Source organism: Duganella sp. LjRoot269 (assembly GCF_964254095.1).
GTDB lineage: Bacteria > Pseudomonadota > Gammaproteobacteria > Burkholderiales > Burkholderiaceae_D > Rugamonas > Rugamonas hordei.
Window position 1 is genome coordinate 5,109,497 of sequence record NZ_CAXUSL020000001.1, and the last position, 11,414, is coordinate 5,120,910.

General features: G+C 67.3%; 7 protein-coding genes. 1 reads left to right on the forward strand and 6 read right to left on the reverse strand.

The genetic code is table 11. The features are described 5' to 3' along the window. Window positions 1-14: 14 nt before the first annotated feature. The 6 genes from moaE to ACSQ3S_RS22840 all read right to left on the reverse strand — a co-directional run bounded on the left by moaE (window position 15) and on the right by ACSQ3S_RS22840 (window position 8,548). The gene (moaE, locus tag ACSQ3S_RS22815) at window positions 15-494 is read right to left on the reverse strand and encodes a molybdopterin synthase catalytic subunit MoaE (protein ID WP_176651622.1); all 480 of its coding nucleotides are present in this window, start codon (window positions 492-494) and stop codon (window positions 15-17) included. Then, window positions 491-2,968 (reverse strand): DUF349 domain-containing protein, encoded by a 2,478-nt coding sequence (locus ACSQ3S_RS22820; RefSeq protein WP_436143877.1) that lies wholly within the window; start codon window positions 2,966-2,968, stop codon window positions 491-493. Before ACSQ3S_RS22820 ends, moaE begins: the two co-directional genes overlap by 4 nt. A gap of 66 nt (window positions 2,969-3,034) precedes the next feature. Next, window positions 3,035-3,634, reverse strand: a complete 600-nt coding sequence (locus tag ACSQ3S_RS22825; protein ID WP_436143878.1) for a hypothetical protein — start codon at window positions 3,632-3,634, stop codon at window positions 3,035-3,037. 270 nt (window positions 3,635-3,904) lie between these two features. Next, window positions 3,905-6,301, reverse strand: a complete 2,397-nt coding sequence (locus tag ACSQ3S_RS22830) for a bifunctional acetate--CoA ligase family protein/GNAT family N-acetyltransferase (RefSeq protein ID WP_436143879.1) — start codon at window positions 6,299-6,301, stop codon at window positions 3,905-3,907. 19 nt (window positions 6,302-6,320) lie between these two features. Continuing rightward, window positions 6,321-7,310: a DUF2804 domain-containing protein gene (locus tag ACSQ3S_RS22835; RefSeq protein WP_436143880.1), complete on the reverse strand. Its 990-nt coding sequence runs from the start codon at window positions 7,308-7,310 to the stop codon at window positions 6,321-6,323. Continuing rightward, window positions 7,310-8,548, reverse strand: coding sequence for a winged helix-turn-helix domain-containing protein (locus ACSQ3S_RS22840; RefSeq protein WP_436143881.1), 1,239 nt, complete (start codon window positions 8,546-8,548; stop codon window positions 7,310-7,312). Before ACSQ3S_RS22840 ends, ACSQ3S_RS22835 begins: the two co-directional genes overlap by 1 nt. A 143-nt stretch (window positions 8,549-8,691) precedes the next feature. Between ACSQ3S_RS22840 and ACSQ3S_RS22845 the strand changes: the two genes are divergently transcribed. Then, entirely contained in the window at window positions 8,692-11,346 is a 2,655-nt protein-coding gene (locus ACSQ3S_RS22845; protein ID WP_353403051.1) for a sensor domain-containing diguanylate cyclase, read from the forward strand. The last annotated feature ends 68 nt before the right edge of the window (window positions 11,347-11,414 follow it).

The window sequence follows — 11,414 nt, forward strand, 5'->3', positions numbered from 1 at the left end:
TGACTTACATCAAATCAGCTCGGTGTGCTCCATTTTTTCAGCGCCGCGTCATCGCTGACACGGGCGTCGACCCAGCGCGCGCCGTCCGGCGTCTGCTCTTTTTTCCAGAACGGCGCTTCGGTCTTCAGGTAGTCGATGATGAATTCGCAGGCGGCGAAGGCCTCGCCGCGATGCGCCGACGTCACCGCCACCAGCACGATCTGCTCCATCGGCTTGAGCGGCCCGACCCGGTGGATCACCAGCGCGCCGAACAGCGGCCAGCGCCGGGAGGCCTGCTCGATGATGGCCTGGATGGACTGCTCGGTCATGCCGGCATAGTGTTCCAGCTCCATCTCCGCCACGCTGGCGCCGTCGTTCAGGTCGCGCACGGTGCCGACAAACGTCACGATAGCGCCAATCTTGGGGTTGGCGGCGCGCAGTTGCGCCAACTCGGTGGAGAGGTCGAAATCCTCGGTCTGGATGCGTACCTGGACCTGGTTACCGGTCGCGGTCATGCACGCTCCGAGGCGCCGATGCGGCGGAACAGCTGCTCGATGCGGCTGGCGGTGCGATCGTCGGCCAGCGCCGGCATGGCGCACAGCTGCAGGTAAGCGGCGCCGGCGCCCTGCGGTTTCTGTCCGGATTTCAGCGACGATTGCAGCACCTCGACCTGCATCTTCAGGCGTTCGCGCGCGAATTCGGCGCCGCTGTCGACGCCGGCCACGATCTCCAGCCGCAGCACTTCGTCCAGCAGCTTGGCGCGGTTGCGCTCCAGCTGCTCGGCGTAAGCGCCAAGCTTGCCATCCAGCGCGCCCAGGGCGGCGCTGAGCCGGCCATGCAGCGCGCGTTCGTAATCGGCGGCCAGCGGCGGCAACGCGGCCCAGCGTGCTTGCCAGTCGGCGCCGTCGATGGCGGTCTCGCCCGCGCCGATGGCGCTTTCCAGCGCCTGGCACAGCCGCAGCTTGTCGCGCAGCGCGTTGGCCTGGGCGGCGCCGGCGCGGCGCTTGATGGCGTCTGCCTGGCTCTGCACCGACGCCACGGCGGCCTGGTAACGCTGGGTGATGCGGGCTTCCGCCGAACGCGGCACGCTGCCGGTCCCGCTCCAGGCCGAGGCGGCGTCGCGCAGCGCCTTGGTGATGGCCGCCAGTTGCGCCTTGTCGTCGCCGGTGAAGGTGGCGCTTTCCAGTTCCTTGCAAATCGCCTCGCGCGCGTGCAGGTGCGCCTTGCGCTCGTGATCGGCGGCGTGCGCGGTCTCCTTGCGCTTGGCGAAGATCGCGTCGCAGGCCGCGCGGAAACGCTGCCACAGCGCCTGCTCGGCCTTGCGTTCCAGCGGCAGCGCCTTGGCCTGTTCCTGCCAGCGTTCCTGCAGGCGGCGCAGGTTGTCCAGCGTGTGGCGGTCCGTGGCCTGCATCTGCTCCGCTTCGGCGATCAGCTCTTCGCGCTTGGCGGTCTCGACCTTGCGCTGTTCGGCCAACGGCGCCAGCATCTGCGCCAGCGCCTTGTCGAAGGCCTGGTCGAGCTTGCGTTTTTCCTTGCGGTCGATGGTGCCGAGGCGGCCCCACACCTGGCGCAGGCGCTGGCCGGCGGCGGCGACATTCTTCAGGTCGGCGCCTTCGCCGGCGGCGCTGGCGGCCATGGCGCGGGTCTCATCGATCAGCGCCTGGGCCTTGGCGGCGTTGGCGTGGCGTTCCTCGGCCAGCTGCTTGAAGTGGGCGGCGGCCGGCGCGTAGGCGGTGGTGCAGGCGTTGTCGAAACGCTCCCACAAGCTCTTGGGCGCGTGGCCGGAGACGGCGTCCAGCGCCTTCCAGCGGTCGCGCATGCTGCCGACCTTCTTGGCCAGTTCGCTCATCGCCAGGCCCAGCGCCGGCAAGTCTTCCACCGCCTTGACCAGTTCCTCGCGCGAGACGTTGCCGCCCCAGCGCGCCCAGTCGCCCAGGCGTTTGAGCTCGGCGCGGACGTGGTTCAGGCGGTCGGTCTGGGCCGGCGACAAGCGGGTCTTGTGCTCCTTGAGCCATTTGTCGTGGTCGGCGGCGGCGTGCAGATGGCCCTGCTCCAGCGCGGCTTCCATCGCATCCAGCGTTTCCAGGAACTTCTTGTCGGTTTCCTTCGGCGCGGCGGCCTTGGCCGGATTGCGCGGGTTATCCTTTTTCGGCTCGCGCGCGGCCGGTGGCGTATTGGCGGCTGCGGGAGAAGCAGCGGCGGCACCGTCGGCGGCCTCCGGCGCTGCCGGGGCTTCCGGCGCGGCGGCGCGCGGCACCGGCGCCGCCAGGGCTGCACGGCTTTGCTCGACCGCCTGCGCATAGTCGCTCAGCAGATGCTTGGGCAGCGCATTGTGTTCGGGCGCGGCCTGGTAGTCCGCCAGGGCGACGGTGTGAAGTTCCAGCGCCTGCAGGGCCTCGTCCTGCGGCAGTCCGGCCGACGGCAACTGGCGCACCGCGGCCATCGCATCGATAATGGTCCGCTGCAGATTGACCTGCGCCTCCAGCCGGGCGGCCAGCGCGGCGCGCGCGACGGCGTACGGCTCGGCCAGCGACGGCACCGGCGCGGTGATCTTCCACTGCCGGTCCAGCTCGGCCACCTGATTCGGTGTCAACTTTTCGTCCTGCAACAATTTATTCGCCAGATCCAGGCAGGCCTGCGCCTTCTGCTGCTCGGCCTGCTGATAGCGGATCGCTTCCAGCCGGCCCTGCATCAGCTTGGCGACGCGGCGGTCGGTATTGCGCATCGCCTGCTGCACCTGCTCGAGGAATTGCTGCGACCGCACATGTTCGGCCGCCGCCAGCCGCACGCCGGCGAATTCGCTGTGCAGGATCAGCGCCACGGCCGCAGCCTCGTCACCGGCCAGCGTGGCGGCAAGCTGCGCCTGCTCGTCGCGGCGGCTCACCGATGCGGCGGACGCGGCCTCGCCGGCGCCCTGCCCGGATGCTGCGCCGTCAGCCTGCGGATCGGCCGTCTGGTCGTTAGTGCGCTTGAAGATGAATTCGAACATGGTGCGCTATGAAATGGCTAAAACCACCATCATAGCAAAGCAATGGGAATTTGCCCGAAGCGTGTGCTATTTGGCGGTAACCGGCTGCGGCCGGAGATGGTCCGGGCTGGGCTCCAGGCTTATAGTCGGCAATACTTGCAGGCCAGGAATACTGATCTGGCCATCCTTATCGGTGCGCAAGCCGCTGGACAGCGTGCGCACGGCGGCCACCCTGGCCTTCGGTTTGGCGGCCTCGGCCGACGGTACGCCGGTGCGCTTCATTTCTTCCAGGTGCTTGTCATGCATCATCAACTGATTGGCGATCGAGAACCAGGTTTCGCCGGCGATCGCGCTGCGGGCGATGGAAAACAGTTCCTGCTCTTCCTTCTCCAGCCGCTTCAGCAGCGAAGTGCAAAACGTTTCGATGCTTTCGCAAATCTGGTTGACGTGCTCGTCGCGCACGTCGGCTAGCGTGCCCAGTTTTTCCTGCAGCGTGCGGATGGCCGCCAGCGCCGACTGGTTCAGCCGGTTCAGTTCGTCCAGCAAATGATCGGCGCGCTCGGTCGCCTCGCGCAGCGCGGGGATCAGGTACATCTCGGTCTTGCGCCAATGGCAGGCCTGGTACAGCGTGTTCAAATTCTCGCAGGCATACTCCAGTTGCGACAAAGAGATGCTGTTCTGATGCATCAATGTCGAACGCACATATTTTTGAAAAGACTGCAGACTGAGGCGAACACTCGAGTGCTCGACCGACAGTGCTACCAGTGTATATGTGGCGGTTAACATTCTGACTCCCAAAGCTGAAGTTACGCACATCCCCTGATTGGGCGGCACAAGCGGAAGTGAAAGTGTAAATAAACCCGACAGGTGCGCTTTGACCTAAAACAAACTTGGCCTGCGCTTATATGATTTGTGTATAGCCGACATGCCCAATATATATCAAGCTCGGCAGGAATGCTATCGTAAAGGCAATTGGAGCCGCACCATTCCCGCTTCAGGATGCGGTAAAACCACGCCGCCGAAATCGCGCACCAGTTTTTGCACGCCCAGGTTCTCCGACAAGGCGTCGCCAACGATCTCTGCAGTGCCCTGGCTGCGGAAGTAATCGACCAGCTTCTGGAACAAAATATAGCCCAGCCCCTGCCCTTTCAGGTCGGAGCGCACGATGATGGCGAATTCGGCCGACTGGTTGTCGGCGTCGGCGATGGCGCGCACCACGCCCAGCGTTTCCGGCTTGTTGTCGGCGCCGGTGCGGGTGGCGATGAAGGCCATCGCGCGGTCGTAGTCGATCTGCGTCAGCCGCGCCAGCTGGGCCGGCGGCAGCTCGCGCATCGCCGAGAAAAAGCGCAGCCGCACGTCGTCCGGATCGAGCGCGTTGAAGAACACCTGATGCTGCGGCGCGTCCTCGGGCCGGATCGGCCGCAGCAGGATGCGGCTGCCGCGCCAGTCCAGCGGCTGTTCCAGCGCCTGCGGATACGGGCGGATCGCCAGCGTCTTTTCCGCGCGCGCCGGCGCCAGGCGCACCCGCGCGGCCAGCGCCACCACGCCGCCGCCCAGCGCCAGCAAGGGATTCAGGTCCAGTTCCGCCAGTTGCGGCAGGTCGGCCACCATGTCGGCCACCTGCACCAGCGTGCGGCACAGCGCCTCGGCGTCGGCCGCGGTCTGGCCCTGCGCCAGCAGGCGCGCCACGCGCGTGCGGCCGACCATGTCGCGCGCCAGCACCATGTTCAGCGGCGGCAGCCCGGCGGCGCGGTCGGCCGCCACTTCCGCCGCGATGCCGCCCTGGCCGAAGAATACCGCCGGCCCGAACACCGGATCGGCGACGATCTGGATACGCGCCACCGCCAGCGTCTGGCCGGCCAGCGCGGCCTGCTGCGGCGTGGCCAGCGCGATGCCGTACGCCGACAGCAGCGCGCGCGCATCGTTGTCGGACAACTCGCTGCGGCCGGCCGCCAGTTGCGACGCCACCAGCGCCTGCGCCGCCGCGCGTTCGGGCGCGCCGGTGGCGGCGGAAGCGGCCGCCACCTCCATCAGCAGCTCCTGGTTGCGGCGGTACTGGGCGATCTGCAGGAAGCCGTGCACCGCCTTTTCCGGCGTGTCGTAGGTGGCCAGGCCGGCATCGGCGAAGATCTTGCGCGCGGCGGCCACCGAGCGCCCGCCCAGCCAGCAGGACAGCACGTTCTTGCGCGCCGCCAGCATCAGCGGCGCCACCGCCTCGGCGATCAAAGTGCTCGACACCATGGCGGTGGGCGCGTGCAGGAACAGCAGCGCGTCGGCCTGCGTTTCGCGCAGCAGCGCCTCGACCGCGCCGGTGTAGCGCTCGACCGGCACGTCGGCCAGCAGGTCGACCGGATTGGCCTGCGGCGCCTCGGCCAGCTTCAGGCGCTTGAGGGTGTCGTCCGACAACGGCGCCAGTTGCGCGCCGCCGCATGCCAGCGCATCGGCGGCGATCAGGCCCAGGCCGCCGCCATTGGTCAGCACCGCCAGCCGCTCGCCGCGCTGCGGCCGCTGGCGCGCCAGCGTCTCGACGGCGTCGAACAAATCCTCGGTGGAGTACACGCGCAGCATGCCGGCGCGGCGGATCGCGGCGTCGAACACCAGGTCGGCGCCGGGCGCGGCGTCGCGCCCCACTTTCAGCACGATCACCGGCTTGCCGCGCGCCGCCAGCCGGCCGGCCGACATGAACTTGCGCGCGCAGCTGACATGCTCGATGCACAGCAGGATCGCCTCGGTGCCGGCGTCGGCCGCCAGGTAGTCGAGCAGGTCGCCGAAATCGACGTCGGCGCCATCGCCCATGGCGACAAAGCGCGAGAAGCCGATGCCGCGCAGGCTGGCCCAGTCCAGCACCGCCGTGCCCAGCGCGCCCGATTGCGATACGAAGGCCAGCTTGCCGCTGTCGGCGGCGATGTGGGTGAAGCTGGCGTTGAGCCCCAGCGCCGGCGATTGCAGGCCCACGCTGCCGGAACCGAGGATGCGCAGCAGGTGCGGCCTGGCCGCGTCCAGCATGGCCTGCTCGATGGTGCGGCTACCGTTCCTGATCTGGCCCAGCCCCGCCGTCATGACGATGGCGGCCCTGGTGCCGCGCGCGCCCAGTTCGGCGATCAGGCCGGGAATGGTGGCAGGCGGCGTGCACAGGATCGCCAGGTCGGGTGCCGACGGCAGCGCCGCCACCCTGGCGTAGCAAGGCATGCCGCGCAGCGACTGGTGCTTGGGATTGACCGGCCAGACCGTGCCGAAGCCGGCATCCACCAGGTTGGCCAGTACCTTGGTGCCGATGCGCTGTGGATTATCGGACGCGCCGATCACCGCCACCGAAGCGGGTTGGAACAAATGGTCGAGATTCCTGATGCTCATGGCTGGCGCCTCCGGCAGTCTACCAACGTGAGGTATGGTCCTCGGTCACGCCCATCATCTGCGTGACCACGCGCTTGGGCTGGTCCGGCGCGCTGCGCACCCAGCCGGTGAAGGTGCCGATGGGCTGCAGGTACTTGCTGGCCGCCACCACCAGGTTCTTGTTGTCGCGGCGCGCGCCTTCGGGCACGAAATACAGCTCCAGCAAGTCGTCCTCGGTGAAGATGTGCCACTGCGACAGCGCGTCGCTCTTATCATAGATGAAATGCGCCGGCGCCAGCGCATGCACCTGGCCGTCCAGCCACAGCGCGTTTTCGTGGCCGCCGAAATAGCCGGCCTGCAGGTTGAAACCCATCTCCAGATTATGCGCCGAAGCCCAGCGCCAGTCGGTGTTGCGCGCCAGCAGGCCGTTCGAGTAGTCGAAGCTGGCCACGCCACCGGCCAGGTCGTAGTCGTCGCGGAAGGTGCGCACTTCGCCGCTCAGCGGCAGGCCGGACGACTTCTGCGTCGCATGCACCGAGCCGCGGGCGATCGGCCCGGAAGCCAGCAGCAACGGCGAAGCGCCGGGGCCGAAGCTGGCGTCGATCTCCAGGTATTCGCAGCGCAGTTCGAGGTTGAAGCTGCCGTCGCCGTTGCTGTCGATGGCGATGCGGCTCTTGCGCGTCCTGAACAAACTCGATTCGCCGGCGTGGTTGGCCAGCCGCGCCGACAGGCCAGGCAAGCCGTCCTGCGAGAAATTGGCCAGCATGTCGCCGTCGTCGCGGTCGAAGGCGTAGGCGAAGGCGGTGCTGGTCCAGCCCAGGTCGACGATGGCGACCGCGCAGAAGATCCGCTCGGTGCACAGCGCGACGTAGTGCCACCGCTTGTGATGGAAGCGGCGCCACAGGCGGCTGCGGGCGAACGGCGCGGCCAGTTCGCTCCAGTCGATGCGGCCGACCTGTCCGGCGTAGCGGCCGAAGCGCGGCTGGCCGTCGGGGCCGAGCAGGCTGGCGGGCGCGGTGGGCAAAGTCATTATGCGGCTTCCTTGTCATTTTCATTATTGAGCGCGGCCCGCAGCAGCGGCGCGAAGCTGTCCGGCGTGGCCTGCGCGATCCGCACCTCCGGGCACTCGTGCCAGTTGGCCAGCCGCTGCAGCGCGCCGGCGACGTCGCGCACGAAGCGGTCGCTCACGCGCACTCCAGGCTCCAGCGCCAGCGACTTCAGTTCAAACATGCCGTTGCGCCGGTGCGCCTTGGCGTCGACCCGGCCGACCAGCGCTCCGCGCCGCAGTATCGGCAGCGTGAAGTAGCCGTAGCGGCGCTTCTCGGCCGGCGTATAGCATTCGAGCCGGTAGTCGAAATCGAACAGCTCCTGCGCGCGGCGGCGGTCCCACACCACCGGATCGAACGGCGACAGGATGGTGGTCAGGGTCGGCGCCAGCGTGCCGGCGGCGGCGGCTTGCAGCAGCCCGGCGTGATCGGGATGGACATAGATCGGATCGTCCCAGTCGTCGACCCAGGCGCGCAGCAGGGCGCCCTCCTCGACCAGGGTTTCCGGATCGAGGCGCGGCGGCCTGGTGCGGAAGTAGTCGCTGATCCACGGCGCGCGGGCGCAGCCCAGCGCCTTGACCGCCTTCAGCACCAGCGCGCGGCGCGTGTCGTCCAGCGCCGGCAGCTGGCCGTCGTCCCAGTGCGGCAGCACACGCTCGGCCAGGTCGTAGATGCGCTGGAAGTTGTGGCGCGCGGAGATCATCAGCGCGCCGGTGGTGAACAGCACCTCGAGCGAGCGTTTTTCCGGTTTCCAGCTCCACCAGCCGCCGCTTTCGCCGTCGGTGCGCTCGAAGTCGGACGAACGGGTCGGGCCGTTGGCGCGGATATGCTCGAGCACCTTGTCGACGTCGGCGCGGCGCTCCTTCATCCAGGTGGCCGAGTACTTCCAGCCCATCGCCTCCGGATCGAGCATGCGGTGGCGGTACAGGCCATAGTCCTCGACCGGCACGAAGCAAGCCTCGTGCGCCCAGTATTCAAATAATTCACCTTCGGCCAGCGACTGTTCCAGCCACGGCTGAGGATAATCGCCCAGCCGGCTCCACAGCACCAGGTAGGGACTGCGCGCGACCACATGAATGGTATCGATCTGCAGCACGCCCATCTGGCGTATCGTTTCCAACACGTCGGCCTTGCGCGCCTTGCGGCGGCGCGGCTGCAGCATGCCCTGCGCCGCCAGATGCAACGCCCGCGCGGCCGCCAGGCTGATTATCAATTCTGTCATGAGCGCTATTCTAATAAAGAAATCAACATTGCCTGTGAACGGAAGACGATTTTTTTTGACTGGCGGGCCACAAACCGGATATTTCCGTGCAGAATATCCACACATGGCGTTCATGCTCCCCTCGCAAGGAAAACAAGCCAGAGATGAATCGCACTTCCGCACGCCCGACGCTGGTCTTATTACGCAAACTGTATCGCGCGATACTGCTGCCGGTGTTTGCGCTGGCGCTGCTGGCGACGATGTGGACGGCGGTGGACTACCAGCTCGGCCAGGAACTGCAAACCGCCCGCTACGAGGCCGGCCTGCACAGCCAGTCGCTGGCGCGCACGCTGGCCGAGCACACCAACCACCTGCTGCGCCAGACCGACCACGCCACCCAGCTGTTCAAGCTCAAGTTCGAGGAAACCGGCGGCGCGCTGCGGCTGGCCGAGTTCACCCGCAAGAACGGCCTGCTCGATTCGCTGCTGCCGTCCAAGCTGGAGCTGCCGCTGGCGCTGCTGGGGTCCGACGGCCGCCTGCTCGACAGCCGCAACGCCTACTTCCCGCCGAACATGGCCGACCAGCCGTTCTTCCGCAAGCATGCCGACAATCCGGCCGATACGCCGCAGGTGGCCACGCCGGTGGTCGAGCCGCGGACCAAGAAATGGCAGATCCAGATCTCGCGCCGGCTCAACGACCGCAACGGCGCGTTCGCCGGCGTGATCCTGGTGATGATGGACCCGGCCAATTTCGTCGAGGACTACGACCGCCTGAACGTCGATCCCGGCGGCGCGGTGATGCTGATCAGCCGCGACAACGGCATGTCCACCGCCCGCGTCGACGAGCAGCTCATCATCAGCGACGCCATCGATTTCACCGTGCGGCAAGGCAGCCACGCGCAGGAAGAGCTGGTGCCGACCCGGCCCTTCGACAACGTCGACCGCATCTACGGCTACACCGACATGCCGCGCTACCTGCTGATGGCGGTGGTCGGCAATCCGGTGCGCTCGGCGCTGACGCGCTTCGAACACCACCGCGACATGTACTACGCCGCCGTCACGGTGGCCTCGCTGCTGGTGCTGCTGTTTTGCGGCCTGCTGATGCAGCAGGCGCGCCGGCTGCGCCGCAGCACCCGCATGATCAGCGAGGCGCAGACCATGCTGCGCGCGGCGGCCGACGCCAGCATGGACGCGGTGTACCTGTTCAAGGCCTGCCACGTGCGCGGCCCGGGCAAGGAAATCGTCGATTTCACCATCACCGACCTGAACGAGCGCGGCGCCGTCCTGCTGGGCAGCACCAGCGAAGAGCTCAAGGGCAAGCGGCTGCTCGAGGTGCTGCCGGCGCTGCACAGCCACGGCTTCGTGGAGAAATTCAAGAAGGTGCTGGCCAGCGGCCGGCCGCTGGAAGAGGAGTTCGAGGCGGACTTCCTGCCGGCGGCGGGCCACCACTGGCTGCACCACCAGATCGTCGCCATCGACGACGGCGTCGCCGTGACCACGCGCGACATCACGCCGCGCAAGGAGGCCGAGCTGGCCATGCGCAAAAACCAGGCGGAGCTGGCCGCCGTCAACGACGCCTCGCCGCTGGGATTGATGCGCGCCGACGCCGCCGGCCGCTGCACCTATGTCAACCGCACCTTCGAATTCATCACCGGCCTGACGCGCCAGGAAGCGCTGGGAGATTCCTGGATGCGCGCCATCCATCCCAACGACCGCGCGGTGCTGAAGGCGGCGCTGAACCACATGGCGCAGACCCGCGTGCCCTACCAGGATACGGTGCGCTGCGTGCACCCGGACGGCATGATCATCTGGGTCTCGTTCAAGATCGCCGCCATGGTGGTCGACGGCAAGGTCTATGGCTACGTCGGCACGGTGGACGACATCACCCACGTACGCAAGTCGGTCATGGCGCTGCGCGAAAGCGAGTCGCGCCTGCGCACCATCGCCGACACGCTGCCGGCGATGGTGGCGTATATCGATTCCGAGGAAATCTACCGCTTCCACAACCTGGCCTACGAGCGTGAATTCAACCGCACCGGCGTCGCCGTGCTGGGCAAGACCGTCGAGCAGACCATGGGCGCCGAGCGCTACGCCTTCCTGGAGCCCTACGTCAAGCGCGCGCTGGCCGGAGAGACGCTGACGTTCGAGGAGGACGACATCAGCGGCATCACCGAACGCACCTTCGAAGTGGTCTACATCCCGCAGATGGACGAGGAAGGCCTCAGCGTGATCGGTTTCCACGTCATGCGCCAGGACGTCACGGCGCAAAAGCGCGAGAAACAGCGCCTGCTCAAGCTGTCGCAGGTCGACGCGCTGACCGGTCTGACCAACCGCGCCGGCTTTCTGCAAAAACTGCACGATGCGATGAACGCCAGCCGCGAACACGGCGGCCTGATGGCGGTCATGTACATGGATATCGACCGCTTCAAGCCGGTCAACGACACCTATGGCCACAGCGTCGGCGACGCCCTGCTGAAGGCATTCTCGGCGCGGCTGACGCACACCATGCGCGCCAGCGACACCATCGCCCGCCTCGGCGGCGACGAGTTCACCATCATCATGGAGCGCATCGGGCGGGTCGACGACGCGGCCGCGCTGGCCGCCAAGATCGTCAGCGCGATGCAGGCGCCGTTCGACCTCGATGGCAAGGTGGTATCGGTGTCGGCCAGCATCGGCCTGACCTACTACCGCGACGAGGAAGTGTCGCCGGCCGAGCTGCTGAACCGCGCCGACATGCTGCTGTACGAGGCCAAACAGGCCGGCCGCAACACCTATCGCGCCGGCGCGGTGATGCCGCCGCCGGCCACCAATGCGGCATAGATGGCGGGTAGTCCATCTTTATCAACTCATCCGGACCCGTCTTGCGCTATATTGTGCGCTTCCCGGCT

What these genes read in the sequence shown, in the direction of transcription:
- ACSQ3S_RS22845 (WP_353403051.1), top strand. Translation starts at nt 8,692, where the DNA reads ATGAATCGCACTTCCGCACGCCCGACGCTGGTCTTATTACGCAAACTG.
- ACSQ3S_RS22825 (WP_436143878.1), bottom strand. Translation starts at nt 3,634, where the DNA reads ATGCATCAGAACAGCATCTCTTTGTCGCAACTGGAGTATGCCTGCGAG.
- moaE (WP_176651622.1), bottom strand. Translation starts at nt 494, where the DNA reads ATGACCGCGACCGGTAACCAGGTCCAGGTACGCATCCAGACCGAGGAT.
- ACSQ3S_RS22830 (WP_436143879.1), bottom strand. Translation starts at nt 6,301, where the DNA reads ATGAGCATCAGGAATCTCGACCATTTGTTCCAACCCGCTTCGGTGGCG.
- ACSQ3S_RS22820 (WP_436143877.1), bottom strand. Translation starts at nt 2,968, where the DNA reads ATGTTCGAATTCATCTTCAAGCGCACTAACGACCAGACGGCCGATCCG.
- ACSQ3S_RS22835 (WP_436143880.1), bottom strand. Translation starts at nt 7,310, where the DNA reads ATGACTTTGCCCACCGCGCCCGCCAGCCTGCTCGGCCCCGACGGCCAG.
- ACSQ3S_RS22840 (WP_436143881.1), bottom strand. Translation starts at nt 8,548, where the DNA reads ATGACAGAATTGATAATCAGCCTGGCGGCCGCGCGGGCGTTGCATCTG.